At 59.4% G+C, this 19827-nt stretch carries 23 protein-coding genes, 1 tRNA gene and 2 riboswitches; of the genes, 14 read left to right on the top strand and 10 right to left on the bottom strand.

Going from position 1 to position 19827, the window contains the following annotated elements:
- Nucleotides 1–11 precede the first annotated feature (11 nt).
- The 4 genes from BUC08_RS11910 (at nucleotide 12) to BUC08_RS11895 (ending at nucleotide 4675) form a co-directional block, all read left to right on the top strand.
- Nucleotides 12–1301 (top strand): hydroxymethylglutaryl-CoA reductase, degradative, encoded by a 1290-nt coding sequence (locus BUC08_RS11910; RefSeq protein WP_037922306.1) that lies wholly within the window; start codon nucleotides 12–14, stop codon nucleotides 1299–1301.
- Between the two features lie 37 nt (nucleotides 1302–1338).
- Nucleotides 1339–1440, top strand: a riboswitch (TPP riboswitch).
- Nucleotides 1441–1477: 37 nt separating this feature from the next.
- Nucleotides 1478–2464 (top strand): thiamine ABC transporter substrate binding subunit, encoded by a 987-nt coding sequence (gene thiB / locus BUC08_RS11905; RefSeq protein ID WP_037922303.1) that lies wholly within the window; start codon nucleotides 1478–1480, stop codon nucleotides 2462–2464.
- On the top strand, nucleotides 2440–3999 hold the full coding sequence (locus BUC08_RS11900) for an ABC transporter permease family protein (RefSeq protein WP_037922301.1): 1560 nt from the start codon (nucleotides 2440–2442) through the stop codon (nucleotides 3997–3999). Before thiB ends, BUC08_RS11900 begins: the two co-directional genes overlap by 25 nt.
- The gene (locus BUC08_RS11895) at nucleotides 3983–4675 is read left to right on the top strand and encodes a thiamine ABC transporter ATP-binding protein (protein WP_037923350.1); all 693 of its coding nucleotides are present in this window, start codon (nucleotides 3983–3985) and stop codon (nucleotides 4673–4675) included. The genes BUC08_RS11900 and BUC08_RS11895 overlap by 17 nt, the downstream gene beginning before the upstream one ends.
- On the opposite strand, the gene BUC08_RS11890 is transcribed toward BUC08_RS11895, so the two are convergent.
- The gene (locus tag BUC08_RS11890) at nucleotides 4672–5118 is read right to left on the bottom strand and encodes a 6,7-dimethyl-8-ribityllumazine synthase (RefSeq protein WP_037922298.1); all 447 of its coding nucleotides are present in this window, start codon (nucleotides 5116–5118) and stop codon (nucleotides 4672–4674) included. The two genes, BUC08_RS11895 and BUC08_RS11890, sit on opposite strands and share 4 nt — an antisense overlap.
- Nucleotides 5119–5193: 75 nt before the next feature.
- Nucleotides 5194–5342: riboswitch (FMN riboswitch) on the bottom strand.
- A gap of 64 nt (nucleotides 5343–5406) precedes the next feature.
- On the opposite strand from BUC08_RS11890, the gene BUC08_RS11885 reads away from it, so the two are divergent.
- The 5 genes from BUC08_RS11885 (at nucleotide 5407) to BUC08_RS11865 (ending at nucleotide 9694) form a co-directional block, all read left to right on the top strand.
- Nucleotides 5407–6033, top strand: coding sequence for an FMN-binding negative transcriptional regulator (locus tag BUC08_RS11885; protein ID WP_037922296.1), 627 nt, complete (start codon nucleotides 5407–5409; stop codon nucleotides 6031–6033).
- Nucleotides 6034–6096: 63 nt separating this feature from the next.
- Nucleotides 6097–6696: a glutathione S-transferase gene (locus BUC08_RS11880; protein ID WP_037922293.1), complete on the top strand. Its 600-nt coding sequence runs from the start codon at nucleotides 6097–6099 to the stop codon at nucleotides 6694–6696.
- A 193-nt stretch (nucleotides 6697–6889) separates the two neighbouring features.
- The gene (gene petA / locus BUC08_RS11875) at nucleotides 6890–7471 is read left to right on the top strand and encodes a ubiquinol-cytochrome c reductase iron-sulfur subunit (protein WP_037922291.1); all 582 of its coding nucleotides are present in this window, start codon (nucleotides 6890–6892) and stop codon (nucleotides 7469–7471) included.
- Between the two features lie 14 nt (nucleotides 7472–7485).
- On the top strand, nucleotides 7486–8832 hold the full coding sequence (gene petB, locus BUC08_RS11870) for a cytochrome b (protein ID WP_037922289.1): 1347 nt from the start codon (nucleotides 7486–7488) through the stop codon (nucleotides 8830–8832).
- Between the two features lie 13 nt (nucleotides 8833–8845).
- Nucleotides 8846–9694 (top strand): cytochrome c1, encoded by an 849-nt coding sequence (locus tag BUC08_RS11865; protein WP_081855315.1) that lies wholly within the window; start codon nucleotides 8846–8848, stop codon nucleotides 9692–9694.
- An 83-nt stretch (nucleotides 9695–9777) separates the two neighbouring features.
- Here BUC08_RS11865 and mtaB read toward each other — a convergent pair whose 3' ends face one another.
- Nucleotides 9778–11025 carry a tRNA (N(6)-L-threonylcarbamoyladenosine(37)-C(2))-methylthiotransferase MtaB gene (gene mtaB / locus BUC08_RS11860; protein WP_037922272.1) on the bottom strand — a complete coding sequence of 416 codons (1248 nt, stop codon included), beginning with the start codon at nucleotides 11023–11025 and terminating at the stop codon, nucleotides 9778–9780.
- Nucleotides 11022–11855 (bottom strand): diaminopimelate epimerase, encoded by an 834-nt coding sequence (gene dapF / locus BUC08_RS11855; RefSeq protein ID WP_081855328.1) that lies wholly within the window; start codon nucleotides 11853–11855, stop codon nucleotides 11022–11024. The genes mtaB and dapF overlap by 4 nt, the downstream gene beginning before the upstream one ends.
- Nucleotides 11856–11961: 106 nt before the next feature.
- Here dapF and BUC08_RS11850 point away from each other — a divergent pair.
- Nucleotides 11962–12037: transfer RNA gene (locus BUC08_RS11850), tRNA-Lys, on the top strand.
- Between the two features lie 293 nt (nucleotides 12038–12330).
- On the opposite strand, the gene BUC08_RS11845 is transcribed toward BUC08_RS11850, so the two are convergent.
- Entirely contained in the window at nucleotides 12331–12675 is a 345-nt protein-coding gene (locus BUC08_RS11845) for a hypothetical protein (protein ID WP_051693957.1), read from the bottom strand.
- 283 nt (nucleotides 12676–12958) lie between these two features.
- On the opposite strand from BUC08_RS11845, the gene BUC08_RS11840 reads away from it, so the two are divergent.
- Nucleotides 12959–13381 (top strand): hypothetical protein, encoded by a 423-nt coding sequence (locus BUC08_RS11840; protein WP_143186731.1) that lies wholly within the window; start codon nucleotides 12959–12961, stop codon nucleotides 13379–13381.
- Nucleotides 13378–14172 carry a hypothetical protein gene (locus BUC08_RS11835; RefSeq protein WP_037922262.1) on the top strand — a complete coding sequence of 265 codons (795 nt, stop codon included), beginning with the start codon at nucleotides 13378–13380 and terminating at the stop codon, nucleotides 14170–14172. The genes BUC08_RS11840 and BUC08_RS11835 overlap by 4 nt, the downstream gene beginning before the upstream one ends.
- Here BUC08_RS11835 and BUC08_RS11830 read toward each other — a convergent pair.
- The 5 genes from BUC08_RS11830 to BUC08_RS11810 all read right to left on the bottom strand — a co-directional run bounded on the left by BUC08_RS11830 (nucleotide 14169) and on the right by BUC08_RS11810 (nucleotide 18348).
- The gene (locus BUC08_RS11830; protein ID WP_051693956.1) at nucleotides 14169–15665 is read right to left on the bottom strand and encodes a tyrosine-type recombinase/integrase; all 1497 of its coding nucleotides are present in this window, start codon (nucleotides 15663–15665) and stop codon (nucleotides 14169–14171) included. The genes BUC08_RS11835 and BUC08_RS11830 overlap by 4 nt on opposite strands.
- A gap of 319 nt (nucleotides 15666–15984) precedes the next feature.
- Complete coding sequence (locus BUC08_RS11825; protein WP_037922260.1) at nucleotides 15985–16476, bottom strand: hypothetical protein; 492 nt, start codon at nucleotides 16474–16476, stop codon at nucleotides 15985–15987.
- A gap of 67 nt (nucleotides 16477–16543) precedes the next feature.
- Nucleotides 16544–17068 carry a hypothetical protein gene (locus BUC08_RS11820; protein WP_143186730.1) on the bottom strand — a complete coding sequence of 175 codons (525 nt, stop codon included), beginning with the start codon at nucleotides 17066–17068 and terminating at the stop codon, nucleotides 16544–16546.
- Complete coding sequence (locus BUC08_RS11815; protein WP_037922253.1) at nucleotides 17065–17676, bottom strand: hypothetical protein; 612 nt, start codon at nucleotides 17674–17676, stop codon at nucleotides 17065–17067. Before BUC08_RS11815 ends, BUC08_RS11820 begins: the two co-directional genes overlap by 4 nt.
- A gap of 54 nt (nucleotides 17677–17730) precedes the next feature.
- Nucleotides 17731–18348 carry a hypothetical protein gene (locus tag BUC08_RS11810; protein WP_037922250.1) on the bottom strand — a complete coding sequence of 206 codons (618 nt, stop codon included), beginning with the start codon at nucleotides 18346–18348 and terminating at the stop codon, nucleotides 17731–17733.
- 86 nt (nucleotides 18349–18434) lie between these two features.
- Between BUC08_RS11810 and BUC08_RS25110 the strand changes: the two genes are divergently transcribed.
- Both BUC08_RS25110 and BUC08_RS11800 read left to right on the top strand, forming a co-directional pair.
- Entirely contained in the window at nucleotides 18435–18701 is a 267-nt protein-coding gene (locus BUC08_RS25110) for a helix-turn-helix domain-containing protein (protein WP_037922247.1), read from the top strand.
- Nucleotides 18694–18918 carry a hypothetical protein gene (locus BUC08_RS11800; RefSeq protein WP_037922245.1) on the top strand — a complete coding sequence of 75 codons (225 nt, stop codon included), beginning with the start codon at nucleotides 18694–18696 and terminating at the stop codon, nucleotides 18916–18918. The genes BUC08_RS25110 and BUC08_RS11800 overlap by 8 nt, the downstream gene beginning before the upstream one ends.
- Before the next feature lie 252 nt (nucleotides 18919–19170).
- Here the strand turns inward: BUC08_RS11800 and BUC08_RS24925 are convergent, their stop codons facing one another.
- Nucleotides 19171–19530: a hypothetical protein gene (locus BUC08_RS24925; RefSeq protein WP_143186729.1), complete on the bottom strand. Its 360-nt coding sequence runs from the start codon at nucleotides 19528–19530 to the stop codon at nucleotides 19171–19173.
- Between the last annotated feature and the right edge of the window lie 297 nt (nucleotides 19531–19827).

Below are 19827 nucleotides of genomic sequence, written 5' to 3'. Positions count from 1 at the left end.
GGGAGGACGCTATGACAAAACCCACACCTGTAAATGCTCGCATTGCCGGGCTGCGCGATCTTGAACCATCCGCACGGCTGGACGCGGTTTGTGCGGCGGCGGGGTTGGATCAGAGCGACCGCGCGCTGCTGTCGGGCGCGGGGGCGCTGCCGTTGGCCACCGCCAACGGGATGATCGAAAACGTGGTGGGCAAGTTCGAGATGCCAATGGGCGTCGCGACCAACTTTTGCGTCAACGGCAAGGATTACCTGATTCCCATGGTGGTCGAGGAACCATCTGTGGTGGCGGCGGCGTCCTACATGGCACGGATTGCGCGGGCCGGGGGCGGTTTTCATGCTTCGGCGGATGATCCGGTGATGCGCGCGCAGGTGCAGGTGCTGGGTGTCAGCGACCCTGCGGCGGCGCGGCTGCGGATTCTGGAACACCGCGACGAGCTGATGGCGCTGGCCAATTCAAAGGACAAGGTGCTGACCGGTCTGGGCGGCGGCTGCAAGGACATCGAGGTGCATGTGTTTGACGACACGCCGGTGGGACCGATGGTGGTGCTGCATCTGATCGTCGACGTGCGCGATGCGATGGGGGCGAACACGGTCAACACCATGGCCGAACTGCTGGCCCCCAAGGTCGAGACGATCACGGGCGGCACCGTGCGGCTGCGCATCCTGTCCAATCTGGCCGATCTGCGGCTGGTTCGGGCGCGTGTTGAACTGGAAGCGGCCGCGCTGGACACCGATGTTCTGAACGGCGCGGATGTGGCGCAAGGTATCGTCGAGGCCTGTGCCTTGGCGGTGATTGATCCGTACCGCGCAGCGACCCACAACAAGGGGATCATGAACGGCATTGATCCGGTGGTGATCGCCACCGGCAACGACTGGCGCGCGGTCGAGGCGGGGGCACATGCCTTTGCCGCGCGCAGCGGACGCTATACCGCGCTGACACGGTGGGAGCGCACCGCCAGCGGCGGGCTGAGTGGCAGTATCGAGTTGCCGATGGCGCTGGGCCTTGTGGGTGGGGCCACACGCACCCATCCGGCGGCGCAGGCGGCGTTGCGGTTGCTGAAGGTCAAGACGGCAACCGAACTGGCGCAGCTGGTTGCCGCCGTGGGTCTGGCGCAGAACATGGCGGCGCTGCGGGCCCTTGCGACAGAAGGCATCCAGCGTGGGCACATGGCGCTGCATGCGCGCAACATCGCGATCACCGCCGGGGCGACCGGTGCAGACATCGACCGTGTGGCCCGTGCCATCGTCGCGGCAGGTGACATTACGGTAGACCACGCACGCACCATTCTGGACGAAACCTGAATACGGCTTGCCTCGGCAGCCCACACACCCTAGCTATTGCAACACCTCGGGGGGCCATTGTGGCTGAGATGCGAATGATCGCGGACCCGTTGAACCTGAACCGGTTAACACCGGCGGAGGGAAGGTCTGGACATCACTCCACGCTTTGCCCTTTCGCCAGCAAATTGGAGGATGCCATGAAGCCGATCCATCTTGCAGCGGGAGTTCTTGCAGCAACCGTTGCCACCACGGCGCAGGCCGAAACGCCTGTTCTGACTGTCTATACCTATGACAGCTTTGTATCTGACTGGGGCCCCGGTCCCGTGATCGAAAAAGCCTTTGAAGAGGTGTGCGACTGCGATTTGCAGTTCGTGGGTACGGGCGACGGCGCCGCGCTGTTGGCGCGGGTCAAGCTGGAAGGTGCGCGGTCGGATGCTGATGTCGTGCTGGGACTCGACACTAACCTGACCGCTGCCGCCACCGCCACGGGCCTGTTTGCGCCGCATTCGGTCGATGTGGCCTATGACGTGCCGATGGAATGGACAGACCCGAATTTCGTGCCTTTCGACTGGGGCTATTTTGCCTTTGTCTATAACGACGGGATCACGCCGCCCAAGAATTTCCGCGAACTGGCGGACAGCGACCTGAAGATCGTCATTCAGGACCCGCGTTCGTCCACGCCCGGTCTGGGCCTGCTGATGTGGGTCAAGGCGGCCTATGGCGACGAGGCGCCTGAAATCTGGGCCGGGCTTGCCGACAACATCGTGACGGTGACCAAAGGCTGGTCCGAATCCTATGGTCTGTTTCTTGAGGGCGAGGCCGATATGGCGCTGTCCTACACTACGTCGCCTGCCTATCACCTGATTGCCGAAGAGGACGCCACCAAAATGGCAGCTTCGTTCTCGGAAGGGCATTACCTGCAGGTCGAAGTGGCGGGCAAATTGGCCGCAAGCGACCAGCCGGAGCTGGCAGATAAGTTTCTGGATTTCATGGTCACGGATGCCTTTCAGGCTGCCATTCCCACCACCAACTGGATGTATCCCGCTGTAACGCCCAAGGACGGTCTGCCCGAAGGGTTTGAAACACTGATCACCCCCGAAACGGCGTTGTTGGTGCCGTCGGATGAAGCGCCTGCACTGCGGGACGAAGCGTTGCAGGAATGGCTGCAAGCCCTGTCCAAATAAGCCGCACAGGCGGTATTGGCGCTGCGACATTGGTCGTGGCGCTGATCGCTGCCGCGCTGGGCGCGGTGGCGTGGCGGGCCGAGGGGGGATATTCCCTTGGGCCTGCCGATTGGGCTGCGGTGCGTTTCACCCTGTGGCAGGCGTTTCTGTCGGCGCTGATCTCGGTCGCGCTGGCGGTGCCGGTGGCGCGCGCGCTGGCCCGTCGGCGGTTTGCCGGGCGCGGGGTGCTGATTGCCCTGCTGGGTGCTCCGTTTATCCTGCCGGTGATTGTCGCGGTGCTGGGGATTCTGGCGGTTTTTGGTCGTGGCGGTTGGGTGAACCAGCTGCTGGGGCATTGGGGTTTCGCTCCGCTGTCGATCTACGGGTTGGGCGGCGTGCTTCTGGCCCATGTGTTTTTCAACCTGCCGCTGGCGACGCGGCTGATCCTGCAAGGCTGGCAAGGCATTCCGGCGGAACGCTTCCGGTTGGCGGCGCAATTGGGGCTGACCCCGCGCATGGTGTTCCGGGTGCTGGAATGGCCGGTGCTGTTGCGCGTGGTGCCGGGCGCGCTGGCTTTGATATTCGTGATCTGTCTGGCCAGTTTTGCCGTGGCGCTGACGCTGGGCGGAGGGCCACGCGCGACCACGATCGAGCTGGCCATCTATCAGGCGTTTCTGTTCGATTTCGACCTTGGCCGAGCGGCGATGTTGTCGCTGATGCAGCTTGGCATGGCGGGCGCCGCAGCGGTTTTGGCGCTGTGGCTGGTGCCGCAAGTGTCGCTGACGGGAGGTATGGGCCGGATGGTACGCCGTTGGGATGCACCGACGGGGGTGTTGCGTTGGGTCGATGCGGCGCTGATCGGGCTGGCGGCGGGGTTCCTGCTGGTGCCACTGCTGTCTGTCGTACTGTCCGGGTTACCGGGGATCACGGCATTGTCCGCGAATGTGTATCGCGCGGCGTGGTCTTCGATCTGGGTGTCCTGCGTCAGCGTTTGCGTGCTTCTGGCGCTGGCCCTGCCGATGGCGGGCTGGATCGGCACCAGCCGTCGCGGCGGGGTCGAGGCGGCTGGGCTGCTCGGTTTTGCCGCGTCGCCGCTGATGATCGGGACCGGATGGTTTATCCTGATCTATCCTTTTGCCGCGCCGGCATCGCTGGCCCTGCCAGTCACTGCGCTGGTCAACGCGTTGATGGCGTTGCCATTCGCCCTGCGCATACTGGTGCCGGGGGTGCGTGACGTTTTGGCGACCCAAGGGCGGCTGAGCGCGGCGCTGGGCCTGCGCGGCTGGCGGCTGTGGCTGTGGGTGATCCTGCCGGGGGTGCGCCCGCAAGTGGGCTTTGCCGCGGGGCTGGCGGCGGCGCTGTCGATGGGGGATCTGGGCGTGATCGCCCTGTTTGCCGATCAGGACCATGCGACGCTGCCCTTGCAGATGTACCGTCTGATGGGGGCCTATCAGATGCAGGCGGCGGCGGGGGCCGCGCTGTTGTTGATATTGCTCGCCTTCGGGGCGTTCTGGATGTGTGATGCTTGGGGGCGACGTGGTGCTGTATCTGAATGACGTATTGATCGAACTGGGCGATTTCAGCCTGCGAGCCGACCTGTCGGTGCCTGCGGGGCGCAAGGTGGCGATCATCGGGCCATCGGGTGCGGGCAAGTCGACACTGGTGGGGGCGGTGGCGGGCTTCGTGCCGCTGGCGCGGGGCACCGTGACGATGCAGGGGAAGGATATGACGCATGTCGCCCCCGACAAACGTGGCATGGCGATGTTGTTTCAGGACGGCAACCTGTTCCCGCATCTGACGGCGGCGCAGAACGTGGGCTTGGGCCTGCGCCCCGCGCTGCGCCTGACGGCGGAGGAGCAGGGGCAGGTGCGCGATGCGCTGACGCGGGTCGGGCTGGCGGGGTTCGAGGATCGCACGCCCGCCAACCTGTCCGGGGGTCAGCAAAGCCGCGCGGCGCTGGCGCGGATGTTGGTGCAGGGTAAGCCGCTGATGCTGCTGGACGAACCGTTCGCGGCACTCGGGCCTGCGTTGCGGGATGAAATGTTGGATCTGGTCGGCACCGTCGCCGCCGACACGGGCGCTGCGGTCATGATGGTCACCCACGCGCCACAAGACGTGCGCCGCTTTGCCGATGATGTGATCTTTGTCGAAGGGGGCATGGCCCATGCACCACAGGCAGCGGGGGCGTTGATGGACAACCCGCCGCCTGCTTTGAGGGCCTATCTGGGCTAAGCCGCCGCGACACTACGCAGGCTGCTGCGCGCCTTGAGGATGCCCAAAGCTGCGTGCGCGGCCTCGCGGCCCTTGGACACGAAGTGATCGGCGTAGATCGCCTTGTGATGATCGGTTTCCTGAAAGTGGTGTGGCGTCAGCGACACCGACAGGACGGGCACACCGGTGTCCATTCCTGCGCGCATCAGCCCGTCGACCACGGCGCTGGCGACAAAGTCGTGACGATATATACCACCGTCCACCACCAGCGCGGCACAGACGACGGCATCATAGCGGCCCGTCGCTGCCAGATCGCGCGCCATCAGCGGCATCTCGAACGCGCCGGGCACGTCGATCACGTCGATCTGGGCGCGGGGGATAACCTCGGAAAATCCGTCCAGCGCGCGGTCGACGATATCGGCGTGCCAACGAGCCTGAACATAAGCGATGCGGGTGTGTGTCATAGTAATCTCCTATCGTAACAGACACGTCACCCAAGGCGATTACATGCCACAGCTGCGCCACAGAGCACAGACATGACACGTTCTCTTTCATCCGGACTATGACCGTCGGCTCCGGCATCTCACCGGATCTGCTGACACGCCTGCGATGCAAGCGCCGCTCGCGGGCTTACGGGTCATGCCCGCATACCGCCGGTGGGGAATTGCACCCCGCCCTGAGAACAGGGTTAGATTGTCAAAAGCAGGCAAAGGCTGCAATAGGAACCGTGGCTTTTGAACGGGACGTTATTCATGCACCCTAATCCGGTTTTTCACGACGCTGACGCGGCGCGCAATCTGGCCTTTGCCCGTGACCGTGGTTTTGGCGTGCTGGCGATGAATGCGCCCGACGGGCCGCTGATCAGCCACGTACCTTTCGTGTTGTCCGATGACGGGGCCAGCGTGGCACTGCATCTGGTGCGCTCCAATCCCATCGCGCGGCTGCTGGCCAGCCCGCAGCCGGTGCGTTTGGCGGTCAGTGGTGGCGACAGCTATGTGTCGCCCGACTGGTACGAGGTGCCCGATCAGGTGCCGACGTGGAATTACGTCGCCGTGCATCTGACTGGAATGCTGGAATTGCGCCCGCAGGACGAGCTGCGCGCGCTGCTGGACCTACAGTCGGCGCATTTCGAAGATCGGTTGCAGCCCAAGGCACCCTGGACCACGGACAAGATGGACGCCACCGCGCTGGAGCGGATGATGCGCCAGATCGTGCCATGCCGGATCACGGTAACCGGTGTGGATGGCACATGGAAGTTGAGCCAGAACAAACCTGATGACGTGCGATTGCGCGCAGCGGGCGGGGTCGAGGCCTTTGGCGTGGGCAGCGATCTGGCGGTACTGGCCGCGCTGATGCGTGGTGCGGGCTCGGGTGATTAGATGCGCGTTTGACTGTCGCGCGGCCTTCGTTAGGGTGACGCAACATTCAAGGGAGAGAGCCGAATGAAGCTGTTGATGTCCGGGGCGTCGCCCTTTGTCCGCAAGGTCCTGGTGGTGTTGCGCGAGACGCAGCAACTGGACGATGTCGAGATCGTCAATGTGACCACTGCCCCCGGTGCCACGCCTGCCGAACTGGCCGCGGCGAACCCGATTGGCAAGATCCCGGCGCTGGTGCGCAACGGCGGTGCGACGCTGTATGACAGCCGGGTTATCACGCGGTTTCTGGACGACCGGGCCAAGGCGGGCCTCTATCCCGCGACAAACCCCTGGGAGACGCTGACGCTGGAAGCCACCGGCGACGCGATCATGGAAGCAGCGGTCAGCATGGTTTACGAGCGGCGCCTGCGCGATCCCGCGCAGCAGTCGGACACATGGGTCGAAAACCAGTGGGAAAAGGTGTCGCGCGGGCTGGATGCGCTGGACAACCGCTGGATGGCGCATCTGCACGGGCCATTGGATATTGGTCATATCGCAGTCGGCTGTGCGCTGGGCTATCTGGACTTCCGCCACGAGGATCGCAACTGGCGCAAGGGCCGCGATGCTTTGGCCGCTTGGGCCGCCAAATTCAACGCGCGCGATTCGATGCAAGCGACTGTACCCTAAGGCACAAGGGGCGAATCCTGCGTTTCTGTGCGTCACAGGCTGATAAAGTTCCCACATGTGGCGACATGCGACATCAATGATGCTGGACTGGACAGGTTCACCCCGTTAGATACGCCCCGAGGAAGGCCGCGCTTTGTTGCGTGGCCCCATTGGCGAATGACCCCCGAGGGTCAAGAGAGTTGGAGAAAACCCCGTGTCCCACACAGATGAACACGACGGCAACCGGCGCGATTTCCTGTACTACGCAACGGCGGGTGCAGGTGCAGTAGCGGTAGGTGCTGCCGTCTGGCCGCTGGTCAATCAGATGAACCCCTCGGCGGACGTTAAGGCGCAGTCGTCGATTCGCGTGGACGTGTCAGGCGTGGCGCCGGGCACACAGTTGACCGTGAAATGGCTGGGCAAGCCCGTGTTCATCCGTCTGCGCACCGAGGCCGAAGTGGCCGCGGCGAACGAGGTTGATCCGGCAACGCTGCCCGATCCGATTGCGCGCAACGCGAACATCGCGGCTGATGCGCCCGCCACCGACCCGAACCGGTCGCTGGTTCCGGTCGGCGGCGACGCAAATGCCGACAGCGAATGGCTGGTGATGATGGGCGTTTGCACGCACCTGGGCTGTGTGCCCTTGGGCGACGCGGGCGACTTTGGCGGCTGGTTCTGCCCCTGCCACGGTTCACACTACGACACAGCGGGCCGTATCCGCAAAGGGCCAGCACCGCAGAACCTTCCGGTTCCTGTGGCTGAATTCGTGGACGCAACCACGATTAAACTGGGTTAAGGGAAGGGAACGCAATGTCTGGAATTCCTCACGACCATTACGAACCGAAAACCGGCGGAGAAAAATGGCTGCACAGCCGTCTGCCCGTTGTCGGTTTGCTGTACGACACATTGATGATCCCCACACCCAAGAACCTGAACTGGATGTGGATCTGGGGCATCGTTCTGGTGTTCTGCCTGGTCTTGCAAATCGTCACCGGTATCGTTCTGGTGATGCACTATACACCGCACGTCGACATGGCATTCGCCAGCGTCGAGCATATCATGCGTGACGTGAACGGCGGCTATATGCTGCGGTACCTGCACGCAAACGGCGCTTCGCTGTTCTTTGTGGCTGTTTATGCCCACATTTTCCGCGGTCTGTACTACGGGTCCTACAAGGCCCCGCGCGAGATCACATGGATCATCGGTATGCTGATCTATCTGCTGATGATGGCAACCGGCTTTATGGGCTATGTTCTGCCCTGGGGTCAGATGTCGTTCTGGGGCGCCACGGTTATTACCGGCCTGTTCGGCGCGATTCCGTTCATTGGTGAAGGTCTGCAAACCTTCCTGCTGGGCGGGCCTGCGGTGGACAACGCCACGCTGAACCGTTTCTTCAGCCTGCACTACCTGCTGCCGTTCCTGATCGCGGGTCTGGTCATCGTTCACGTCTGGGCCTTCCATTCGACCGGCAACAACAACCCCACGGGCGTTGATGTGCGCAAAGGATCGAAAGAAGAAGCCGAGAAAGACACGCTGCCCTTCTGGCCCTATTTCGTGATCAAGGACCTGTTCGCGCTGGCCGTCATTCTGGTGGTGTTCTTTGCGGTCGTCGGCTTTATGCCGAACTACCTGGGCCACCCGGACAACTACCTGGAAGCCAACCCGCTTTCGACACCTGCGCACATCGTGCCCGAATGGTACTTCCTGCCGTTCTACGCGATCCTGCGGGCGTTCACTTCGGAAGTGTGGGTCGTTCAGATCGCGTCCTTCGTGACCGGCGGCATCATCGACGCCAAGTTCTTTGGTGTTCTGGCGATGTTCGGTGCGATTGCCGTTATGGCGCTGGTGCCGTGGCTGGATACATCTTCGGTACGGTCGGGCCGCTATCGCCCGATGTTCAAGATGTGGTTCGCGCTGTTGGTCGTCGACTTTCTCGCACTGATGTGGCTGGGGTCGATGCCTGCGGAAGAACCCTACGCCAGCTTCTCGCTGATCGCGTCGGCCTATTGGTTCGCCTATTTCCTGATCATCCTGCCGCTGCTGGGTGTGATTGAAAAACCCGATGCACAGCCCGCGACAATCGAAGACGACTTTGCCGCAAAAGTGGCCAAGACCGGTTCGGCCAAGGCCGACGCCGCGTCGCAGCCTGCGGAATAAGAGGATGAGCACCATGTTCAAGAAAATCGCACTTGGCGCTGCTGTGGCCTTTGGTCTGGCAGGGGGCGCTTATGCCGCTGGCGGCGGAGGGCATGTCGAGAACTTCGATTTCCCGTTCGACGGTCCGTTTGGCACCTACGACACCAACCAGCTGCAGCGCGGCCTTCAGATCTACACCGAGGTATGCTCGGCCTGTCACGGTCTGAAGTTCGTGCCGCTGCGGACCCTGGCGGATGAGGGCGGGCCTCATCTGCCCGAAGATCAGGTGCGCGCCTATTCCGAACAGTTCGAGGTTTTTGATCCTGAACTGGACGACATGCGCCCCGGCAAGCCGGTGGATCACTTCCCCGTATCCGCATTGGAGAACGCGCCCGACCTGAGCCTGATGGCCAAGGCGCGCGCGGGGTTCCATGGTCCCTATAACCTGGGGATCAACCAGTTGATGAACGGCATCGGTGGCCCTGAATATATTGCCACCCTGCTGATCAGCTACGAAGACGCACCCAGCTGCGCCCCTGCGGATTTCCCCGGACACTACAACACCGCATTTACGGCAGGTGGTTATCCGGAAGAGTGCAAGGACGAGGACGGGCACCATATGTACCCGGGCAGCTGGATCGCCATGGCCCAACCGCTGAGCGGCGAGGATGTCGAGTTTGCCGATGGCCACTCGAACGAACTGCACCACGAAGCGCAGGACGTTGCGGCGTTCCTGATGTGGACCGCTGAACCCAAGCTGTCGCAGCGCAAACAGGCTGGCTTTGTCGGCGTTGTGTTCCTGACGCTGCTGTCGGTTCTGCTGTACCTGACCAACAAGCGCATCTGGGCGCCGGTCAAGAAAAAGTACAAGCGCAAGGATTGATCCTGACGCCTTGGACGACATGACAAACCCCCGCGCTGGCAACAGGGCGGGGGTTTTCGTTGTCTGGCGTTCGGTGAGGTGTGTCAGGCCAGCAGGTGACTGTCCGCCATACCTGTGATGCGGGCGGTGACGATGCTGCCTTCGGTCCGGGGCGCGTCGAAATGCACTTCGGTGAATTGCGCCGTGCGGCCCATATGCGGGCTTTCCATAAGGATCTGGTGGGTGCGGCCCATCTGTGCGCTCAAGTGGCGCTGAACCTGCGCTGCACCGGCCTCTCGCAGCCGTGCGGCACGTTCCTTGATCGCGCGGCCGTTCACTTGCGGCATCCGCGCCGCAGGGGTTCCGGGGCGCGGCGAATAGGGAAAGACATGCAGCCACGTCAGGTCGCATTCTTCGACCAGTGCCAGCGCGTTTTCAAAATGCGCTTCGGTCTCGGTCGGGAAGCCCGCGATGATGTCGGCACCAAAGGTCATGTCTGGCCGCAGTGCGCGCGCCTCTTGGGCAAACCGGATGGCATCACCGCGCAGGTGTCGGCGCTTCATCCGTTTCAGGATCAGGTCGTCGCCGTGTTGCAGCGACAGGTGCAGGTGCGGCATCAACCGCTGTTCCGTGCCAATCGCCTGCATCAATGCCTCGTCCACCTCAATCGAATCAATCGAGCTGATGCGCAGGCGGGGCAGGTCGGGGACCAGTTTGAGAATACGCATCACCAGATCGCCCAGACGTGGCGCGGCAGGCAGGTCGGCGCCCCAGGACGTCAGATCAACGCCAGTCAGCACCACCTCGTTATAGCCGCGGTCCACAAGACGCTTGATCTGGTCCACCACGACCCCCGCAGGCACCGAACGCGAGTTGCCGCGACCGTAGGGGATGATGCAGAAGGTACAGCGGTGATCACAACCATTCTGGACCTGCACATAGGCGCGGCTGCGGGTGCCAAAGCCGTCGATCAGGTGGCCTGCGGTTTCGGTCACCGACATGATGTCGTCAACCTGCACAGGTTCGGTGCCAAAGTTGCCGGCAAGGCCGGACCATGTGTTCGCCTGCATCTTCTCGGTGTTGCCGATCACCGCGTCGACCTCGGCCATGTTGGCGAAGGTGTCTGGCTCGGTCTGGGCCGCGCAGCCAGTGACGATCAGGCGGGCGTTCGGATTGGCCTTGCGCAGCTTGCGGATGTCCTGACGGGCCTTGCGCACCGCCTCGGCGGTGACGGCGCAGGTGTTGACCACCACGGCGTCTTGCAGCCCTGCACCCTCGGCCAGTTCCTTCATCGCCTCAAGTTCGTAAGCGTTCAGGCGGCAGCCGTGATTCGAGAAGATCGGGGCGCTCATGTCAGGCTGTCCAGAAACGCCTGCGTCAGTTCGCCCGAAAAGACGTGCATGGTGGCACCGGTCATCCAGACGCCATCGTCGCGCCATTCGACGCGCAGTTGCCCGCCGTCCAGGTCAATGACCACATCACGCCCTGTCAGGCCACGACGTGCCGCTGCCACTGCGGTGGCGCAGGAGGATGAGCCAGAGGCCAGTGTCAGCCCCACGCCACGTTCCCAGACACGCATACGGATGCGGTCGGGACCGGTGATCTGCGCAACCTGGACGTTGGTGCGTTGCGGGTACAGCGGGTGGTGTTCGATGCGGGGGCCAAGTTCCGTCAGATCCACGGCTTCGGCGTCGTCCACGAAAAAGGTGCAGTGCGGATTGCCCATGCCGGTGGCCGTGGGCGTGCCATCAATTGGCAGCTCCAGCGTGTCCATCTCGTGGGCCAGCGGAATCTCGGTCCAATCCAGTTGTGGGTGGCCCATGTTGACCGAGGTGATTCCGTCGCCCATGTCGCGCGCGGCCAGATCGCCACGATCCGTGGTCAGGTGCAGTGTCTTGGCGCCGGATTCGTCCATCAGGTAGCGCGCGATGCAGCGTGTCGCATTGCCGCAGGCGGCGGACAGCGATCCGTCCGAATTGTAAAAGGTCAGGTGCGCGTCACCCGCCCCGTTGCCGATCACGGCCAACTGATCGAATCCCACACCACGGTGCCGGTCACCCAAGGCTTGGGCCAATGCAGGCGTGATCGCCATGTCATGCGCACGCGCGTCAACAACCACAAAGTCGTTGCCCAGCCCGTGCATCTTCATGAAGGGCAAATTTGTTCGAGAATCCTGTGCCATTTCGCGCATATAACCCCGCACCTGAAATGAATCCAGTACTCGGCAAATAAAGTTGGTGAATAGGGCTTGACCACCCCGCCAACTCTTTCTAGTTAGGCCGCCTAGTGGGCCGTTAGCTCAGTTGGTAGAGCAACTGACTTTTAATCAGTAGGTCGTTGGTTCGAACCCAACACGGCTCACCACTTTCTCCCACCATATCAATCCCTTACGGGGTGCTAGCTGATGCCAATCCGCCATGCACCGCTGTTTGGGGGACATATGGGGGACAAGTGGTGGGATTATGCCCGGGTATATCGGTTTTGATCTGCACGCGACGAATCAGGTCCAGTTAGGCGCTTCATAGATGGACGAATGCGGGTTTTGCATTTCAGATTAACACATGGGCTTCCGTCGTGCGCTGCGTTGGGCAGTTGTCTTGGCACGGGACGTTTCGTCAATCAGAAACGAGCTGGCGACAATGCTTACGCAATTAGGGCTAGTCGACTTGTGCGAGAGCTAGGCCAAAACTCCCATCGAAGCAAATCATGCGCCCGTCACCGAACTCATGATGGTGCTTGAACAGGCCAGGCCAAATGTTGAATAGTCGGACTTCTGGGCCGTGTTTCCCAATACGCGTCGTAACCAGGACGAAGGGTTTGTCAGCATCGGGCAGCACATAAATGCACCGATACCGGGGCTTGCCATCTTGCGTGAAGCCGATCAAATCATAGTCGCAATGGAACCGTATGCCTTTTGCGAGCCAATCTTTCACACCATCGATGGTTATCAGCGAGAGCGGCTCTCCGTTCTTGAGCAGTAGCTTGTCTGGATTGTTGGTCATGTCTTTTCAATCGCAGTTGGATGGGTCCCAATATGTCATATTGGATAAAGGCACTAAACTACGTAAGCCATCACCAATGCAATGCGACTATGGCCAACGGCGCTGATCTGTTGTGTCGGAACCTGAGAAGCTACACATGAAGACAACCATGCTCAGCTGCGTAGTTGTCCAGCCATGCGAAGGATGACAAGGCTGGGTAGTGTTCGTATGCTTCTGTCAAAACGGCCCTGTTTCCATTCTTGGCTGCTTCGTTCACCCAGTACTCTCATCGAGGCCGAAAGCTGTGACATCTAACTTTCCGTGGATCACGTCAGAATTTGATCCGAGCATCAGGTACCGACAGGATGACTTTTCACTGCAGTTTTCTGCCGTGGGAGAGGATGGGCTTTTCCTCAGCTTCCAACCTGAAGCGAGAAGTGGCGAGATTTGGATAAGCGGAATGGTCTACCCGCCAGAAGGCCTTGATTACTTGGTGAGAGCATTTGAGGTGGCGGCGGCCGATTTTGATACGACCATAGCCCAAAAAATTGTGAGAATGACAAGCATTGCTTCTGTTTCATCTGAAAGGGCCGAAGTAGTTGACGCATATGCTAAAAAGCGCAAAAGTTTGAAGGCTGTAGTTGAAAGGTTGGGAAGGCAGTATGGCGACTGTTATCTGGACGAAAGCCGTCCTGGAAAGTTCGATTTAGTCATGAAGGTACTGTGAGTTTTTCGGCGCGTCTCTGTAGGGCTTCCGAATGGCTGAAGCTCCAACGCCTGATTTGGTTGGCCTTGCTTACCTTCGCAGTGCTAGGTTTCGTCGTATCTATCAGCGCCTATACCGTGAGGCTCTTAGATGGATCGGGGCTGGTTTGGGCGTCATCTCTCTCTGCTACTTTGGAGAGACAGCTTAGGGTTGACGAAGACCTTCAAGACTTCCTTCTTAAAGTGTCAATTTTTTTCATTGGTCTATCTTGGCCTTACCTCTTCGTCGTTTGCCGCCAAAGAGTGGCAGTTTTGCAAGCGTTGGCATCGGGCTATTGGAAAAATTACCTCCACGCATTTCTGCATGCTGATGTTAACCTTTATATACTTCCTCCGACTGATTTGATTTGTCGTGATCCTGCAGAGTTCGTTGCACTCGCGAAGGCCCGCCTTGAAATTGAATGTGAAGTTGAATTCATAGAAACCAGCATACCCGAAGCTGGGAGGACCGCGCTTGTTGCTCATATCGATGGTAAGCCACTCCCTATCGCTGTGGATATGTGCCGAAACTTGCATGTTTTAGGGGACATTATCTCCAAGGAGATGAGTCGGCCTCTTGGGGGAACCTTCTGTACCGTAGAGACAAAATTCGAATATCTCTCAAAGCAGTTCTTCGCGACTTTGGAGAGCGAATGGGCGTCTTACAACAACCTTTCGCAGTCGTATTTTATATTGGATGGTATATCCGATCCTCGCTTAAAACGTGCTATTGAACTATCCATCGAAGCTAACCTGCCGCCAAAAAAATGCTAATGCTCACCCGGTAGCTTAGAGAATACCTGCATGACCTCAGCACTTGGCCTTGCAAGAGGGGATCTGGGGAGAGTTGTGTCGGTTGTTGGTCTTCCTTTCTCCCGCCAGTTTTTTGGGTCCTCCTTATCACGAATCGCTTTAAATCTCGCAATGTTTTGCTCTGAACAATCATCACGCTCAGGCGACAGCTGTGAGAAGCACTGCTGAACCTGCATTTCTCTCACCGCCTCAGCGAGGTGCCCATATGTGTTCATCACGGTCAACGTGTTGGCATGCCCCAACTGTTTGGCAACTGTGTCGAGCGACGCGCCGTTAGCAACAAGATCACTGGCATAGGTATGTCGGAGGCCATGAAACACGAATTCCTTTGGGAGCTTCGCTTTCGCGACTGCGGTGCGGAACTGTAAGGTGTGCTGCCGCTTCCAAGGCTTTTGCTCTGTGGACAAGAAAATGTGGCTCATGGGGTCTTTCCCTTGGCAGGCGTTCAGGAAGAAGGTCATGCCTTCAGCGGGCAAAAACACAAACCTTGCCGGGCCTCTCTTGAACGCCTTCACGGATATGCCGAATCCATCCCGCGCCACGTCTTCGACCCGCAACTCGCCAAGCTCACCCACGCGGCAACCGGTGTAGAGTGCCGCCAGCACAAGTTGACGCAATGAGGGACCGCAGGCTTCGATAAGGCTGGCGCACTCGGTTCGCGTCAGAAAGATGGTGCGCGGTTGATGATTCACGGAGACCCTGTTGAGGCATTTCCATGAGCGTTCCGATTGCAGGCGTCCGCTCTCCCAAGCATATCGGAACACGGTCCTAAGAATCGTGACTAACGAATTGAATGTGCGTTTGCGCCTTCGGATCTCATCAGTTGTGAGCGTGTCCGGGTCAACTCTTGAGCGAGGGTTTTCGAAGCCGCGCTTGGGCGGGCGCTCCAGCACAGTTTGTGCTAATGCTTGAAGGTGCCTTGCGCTGAATTCTTCGATTGGGATGCCGCTGATTTCGGGCACCAGATGGTAATTCATCAGGGTCAAATTATTGTAGTGGCCCCCTGGTGAGCGGGCCAGCTTTGACCATTCCAAATAATCTGCCATCGCGTGACCTACCGTATAGGTATCTCCGATTGGGCAGACGCAAAGTCTCGTGACGCGACCCACTTGCTCTGGCGTCACGGACAAAGCGGATACGGCACCGGTTTCAAACCACTCGAACGCACGTGAGATTGCCAGGTCATATGTGATTGACGGCTTACTCAGGTCGAGCGCGGGGCCGAGGCATTTCTGACGGTATTTGCCATCAGTGCGCAGCGTTCGAGCAACCCAGTTGCAGATTCTGTCGTCAGGCCTGTGTACCCCGATGTGCCTGCCTTTGAGCAACACATGCCAGTACGGATATTCTCTGTGATCAAGGCCGGTGATTTGTGCGGTCGATTGAAAAGGGCAGTTTGTTACGGTGCCATTTTCACCAGTTGCGTGGGCGGTCTGCTCAAGGGTGTTCATCATTGTCAGGCTCCAGAGTGGAAAGCTGACGAAGCCTGCCGCAGACTCGCGCTAAAAGATATGCGAGGCTTCACGAAGTACGGTTTCTGCGCCAAACAAAGTTCAGAAGCCTTTCCCGCGCCGTCTGCGTCGGCTGCGAGGGGAGTTCGAAATAGACCCGCGCCTCCTCAGTTAATCCATACATTTCGACGTACCTTATCAAAGCTCTTTCGAGCATTCTTATCCGCTTTGCTTGGGTCACCTTGCGCCTCCTTGAAAAGGGCATGGTCAGCGAAAAAGGTTACCAAATGGTAAACCCCATTCAATTGGCTCCGAAAGAGAATCAACTGTGCGCCACCACCAAGGGTGGATCTGCTGGAAACGACCTCATATCGAACCACTTGAAACGCGTCCCGTCTGCGTTGCGCTGGTCGCCCATAACTATGCTGGGCGCGTTGGCGCGGTGCCGGATCAGCCCTGCCCGGAACGCCCGCAGGTCAATCAGTGACCATGCCTCCAAGCCCGTCTGTGACGCGTTGGAGTGGCCGTAGAACATCCAGTCGCCGTTACCGTTCACAATCTTGGAAAGCTCTGTCTGCGCCCCTGATGAGACCGCTGAGCGGATAGTGAACTGGTGGGGATACCGCTGTGCATAGCCTGGACGCCGAACACGTGCTGCAACCCGCATATCGCGGGCATCCAACATCATCAGGTCGGTGGCATGGAAGTGGTCAGCAGGATCGGGGGCCGTCTCCAACAGATAGCCCCCGATCAGTTGCTTGATTTCAGGCAAAAACCTGTCGGACCAATTCCGATTGTGGGTGTAGCAATTCATTGTTTCAAAATCCTGTCGCGGTAATCGCCCGCACCATCAAATAGGGTGCGGGCGTCGAAGGGCGGGTTTAGTTGGCCTCTGCTCCCTCCTTTCTCAGGTAGGCAAGCACGGCCCGCAGTGCTTTCGAGTAATCAGGGTCAAAGCACTCACCTGCACAGTCTTCCACGCACCATTGCAACATGGCCGCAGCGTCTGCGTCGCTTTGAGGTGTGGAGCATGCAATTTGCTCACCCAGCCGCCCGATTAGCTCGTCAATTACCACGAGTTCTTCTGGCTCACCCGAGTGCTTCGGCACAAAAGCTTTGAGAACGGCGTCACGGCCTGTGCGGGCGGCTTTCCATTGGCCGAACAGCTTGGCTGCACCATCAGCATGGCTGTTGTCTCGCATCCGGCGATTTGCCGTTTCTTCCAGCTGTTCGAGCGCGAGGATCAGGCCATCAGTCTTGTCACTTGCCATCTTCACGGTGTTTGCTGTTGCCCCTCCGTCGCCGGGCAAGTCCGTAGCACCGCATTCGAGGGAACGAATGCAGACACGCAACAGGCTGCTGACGTCGTATGCACTGGCAATGGTTTGCGTGAGGGTCATGGTCATTGGATTGCCTCCCCAGCGATAAGCCGCGCGCCTGTGCGCAGGTTGAGCATGGCGATGTAGGCAGGATTGCGCATTGAGTCCTGCCAATCTGGCGATCCCATATGTGAGCATGGCCCCTCTGATTCCCAATGCAAGTTGGCCAGTGCGGCAAGCCCATCGGCAGTGGTTGGCACGTGCTGCAGCATTTTGGCTTCGAGCTGGTGCAATTCCTCAATCATGTCTTCCAGCAGCGGATCACTGCCGTGTGTGTTGTTGATGAGTTTGCGCAACGGGCGGCACCGGGCATCGAGGCGCACAAGTGGGTCGCAATCAGGATCGGTCAGACGCTCGATGTCTGCTAGGATAGATGCAATCGCTTCATCTGTGGTGCCTTCGCAAAGTAATGCTTTGATTTTGCGTAGGGCGTCGATGGGACTTTGCGGCTTGATCAACTCTAGGTCGCGTTCTGCGTCACGGACGGCCTCTGCCGCTGCTGCAACGGCCAAATCTTTCGCGGGTGGGGACTTGTCCCCGTTTGCGGTCTGTTCGGCCTCCTCCGCAACGATAGCAGCCATATGGGCGGCGTGGGCGTCGGATAAAGCGCGAAGTGCGAGTTTAAGGTTACTCATGAGTTTTTCCTTTCAATTGTAGCGTTCGGCCACGGTTGTATGGTCGTTGGTAAGTTAAGCGCGGTATTCGTGGACAATCCCGTCAACCGCGATTCGTAAGATAGTCGCCAGATTTACGGATCGGGGCGCACGGGCATTTGCATCCCAGACAGGCTGCAGGTGAGGGTGGCGGGCTTTGCGCGTCTGTGCGGCCCGTTTTCCGGCGTCTGTGGCATTATCGCCTTTGATGTGGTGTTGCAGGGTCGCTGGCTTCACCTGCATCGTGCGTTCGGTGCCATCTGCCTTGGTGAAGGTAACGGCACAGAAGCGGCCACCGGCAGAGGCGATCAAGTTGCGCTTTTCGTTGTAGTCGGGCGCTGCGGCTTCGTGATCCTCGGCGGCGCGAAGTGCTGCGCGCAGAACACCGATGCGGGCATAGTCGGCCTGCGTCCAGCGGTCCTTGCCTTCGAGCGCAGCAATGGCTTCACGGGTGCGGGCAACTTCGGGGCTTTGCGCTTTCGACTGCTGTTCGACTTGCGCGATTGCCAGCTTGTGCTTGGCCTCACTCCATGCGGCACGAAGTGCGCGGCGCAGGATCGTGCGCAATCCATAGAGCGCCACATTGGCGCGGCGGACGGTTTCCCATGCGTGGGTCATAATGGCGGTGCGATTGAATGTGGCTGCGGTTGTCATAGCGATTGCCTTCCTAAGATGATAGAAATACTATAAAGTTGAGCGCAATCGAAGTCAATAGAATTTCTATCATGTTGGGCAGGTGAATGACAGGCGAACAAGTTCGAGCGGCAAGGGCCTTGCTCAAATGGTCAGCAAGTAAGCTTGCTGAAGTAAGCGGGGTCAGCTACCCAACCATACAGCGGCTAGAAAGCAAGAATGGCCCTTTGGCCGGGTACGCTGATACGCATGATGCGATCCGCAAGGCCCTAGAAGGCCAAGGAATCCAGTTCTTAGACGGTGGGGAAGTTGCAGCTGGACCTGGTGTTGCCGTGACCTCGCCAGCATCGACAAATGGTGCAAGCGATGATTGACATCAAGATAATCGAGAGCCCGCTTAGCCAGTCAGTGACGGTGGAGGGACATCGCTTCAACATCCAGATTTACCGTGGACAGGAAACGTCGTGGACGCTCGAAATTGTCAATTCGAATGGAACCAGCTTCGTCTGGGATGAGTTGTTCCAGACTGGAAAAGACGCTCTCCGAGCCGCGCTGGCTGACTTCAAGAACAGTCAGTTGAAGATTTTCTAAGCTGAAACATGTGGAAAGCAGGAAAGTGAACGCACTGCTATCGAAGTTGAAAGCTTATTCGCAAGCTCTGTGGCCGCGCCGTGGTGAAGGAAACGCACTCTATGGTTTATTTACTTTTTTGGCGGTGTGTCTATGGATTTCGGCCTTCTCAGGATACCTGATGTGGGGCAGGCCTTGATGACGGCAACTTGATGCTCGCGTAAATGCTCATCCAACAAGCCTGCATTTTCAGAATTTTCTACCCAAGCAATCTCACGGCGACCTGTTGGCGGTGATCGGCTGGTACGGGGCCATCCCGTCTAACAGGTCCCTGCCGTCTTCGATGATTTCGGGCTGCAGTTCGTTGCGGCGGAACAGATCACGGAAGCGCAGCAGGCCGGTGGACAATTCTGCGCGCATATCTGCAAGGGCCATGACGAGAGGTCCAAGAGACCGCCACACGGGTCGCAGGATCGCCGCGTGTGCGGCATCTGTCACCACAGGCCTGCCATCTTCCCCCCGAGTGACCGTCCCCGCTTTTAGGGCCTCCACAGCAGCTTTGATGCCCTCGACCTGTTCTGTGACTTCCTGTTCACATGCCTTCAAACAGATCCGCCGCAGTGCTGAGGGCATTACCGGTTCCAAGGTTGTGGAGTTCTCTGCAATACGTTCCTGATCGACATATCCAGGGACGTAACCGAGACGCAGATCATGGCACCGCACAGATTATGCGCGTCCCATCGAGCGGTGTTCGATCCTGACTGAGATGGCGAAGCACTTTTCTTCCATACAGACAAGATATGAGAAGATGGTGAAAACCGATTCACCAAAATGGGGTAATCCCCCCGTTTTTGCGGGGGCTTGGTCGTAGAATTTACGCGGCCATTCTCAGTTTCTGGGCGGGGGTCATCCCGCCGTTGCCCATGTTTG

The sequence above is a fragment of the Pseudosulfitobacter pseudonitzschiae genome (assembly GCF_900129395.1).
GTDB classification, from domain to species: domain Bacteria; phylum Pseudomonadota; class Alphaproteobacteria; order Rhodobacterales; family Rhodobacteraceae; genus Pseudosulfitobacter; species Pseudosulfitobacter pseudonitzschiae.
Note: the sequence above shows the minus strand (reverse complement) of the source record. Positions and strands in the feature narration are given on the sequence as shown.

Coding starts and splice junctions, on each gene's coding strand:
- BUC08_RS11910 (WP_037922306.1), top strand. CDS start 12: ATGACAAAACCCACACCTGTAAATGCTCGCATTGCCGGGCTGCGCGAT.
- thiB (WP_037922303.1), top strand. CDS start 1,478: ATGAAGCCGATCCATCTTGCAGCGGGAGTTCTTGCAGCAACCGTTGCC.
- BUC08_RS11900 (WP_037922301.1), top strand. CDS start 2,440: ATGGCTGCAAGCCCTGTCCAAATAAGCCGCACAGGCGGTATTGGCGCT.
- BUC08_RS11890 (WP_037922298.1), bottom strand. CDS start 5,118: ATGACACACACCCGCATCGCTTATGTTCAGGCTCGTTGGCACGCCGAT.
- BUC08_RS11885 (WP_037922296.1), top strand. CDS start 5,407: ATGCACCCTAATCCGGTTTTTCACGACGCTGACGCGGCGCGCAATCTG.
- BUC08_RS11880 (WP_037922293.1), top strand. CDS start 6,097: ATGAAGCTGTTGATGTCCGGGGCGTCGCCCTTTGTCCGCAAGGTCCTG.
- petB (WP_037922289.1), top strand. CDS start 7,486: ATGTCTGGAATTCCTCACGACCATTACGAACCGAAAACCGGCGGAGAA.
- BUC08_RS11865 (WP_081855315.1), top strand. CDS start 8,846: ATGTTCAAGAAAATCGCACTTGGCGCTGCTGTGGCCTTTGGTCTGGCA.
- mtaB (WP_037922272.1), bottom strand. CDS start 11,025: ATGAGCGCCCCGATCTTCTCGAATCACGGCTGCCGCCTGAACGCTTAC.
- dapF (WP_081855328.1), bottom strand. CDS start 11,855: ATGGCACAGGATTCTCGAACAAATTTGCCCTTCATGAAGATGCACGGG.
- BUC08_RS11845 (WP_051693957.1), bottom strand. CDS start 12,675: ATGACCAACAATCCAGACAAGCTACTGCTCAAGAACGGAGAGCCGCTC.
- BUC08_RS11830 (WP_051693956.1), bottom strand. CDS start 15,665: ATGATGAACACCCTTGAGCAGACCGCCCACGCAACTGGTGAAAATGGC.
- BUC08_RS11825 (WP_037922260.1), bottom strand. CDS start 16,476: ATGAATTGCTACACCCACAATCGGAATTGGTCCGACAGGTTTTTGCCT.
- BUC08_RS11820 (WP_143186730.1), bottom strand. CDS start 17,068: ATGACCATGACCCTCACGCAAACCATTGCCAGTGCATACGACGTCAGC.
- BUC08_RS11815 (WP_037922253.1), bottom strand. CDS start 17,676: ATGAGTAACCTTAAACTCGCACTTCGCGCTTTATCCGACGCCCACGCC.
- BUC08_RS11810 (WP_037922250.1), bottom strand. CDS start 18,348: ATGACAACCGCAGCCACATTCAATCGCACCGCCATTATGACCCACGCA.
- BUC08_RS25110 (WP_037922247.1), top strand. CDS start 18,435: ATGACAGGCGAACAAGTTCGAGCGGCAAGGGCCTTGCTCAAATGGTCA.
- BUC08_RS11800 (WP_037922245.1), top strand. CDS start 18,694: ATGATTGACATCAAGATAATCGAGAGCCCGCTTAGCCAGTCAGTGACG.
- BUC08_RS24925 (WP_143186729.1), bottom strand. CDS start 19,530: ATGCCCTCAGCACTGCGGCGGATCTGTTTGAAGGCATGTGAACAGGAA.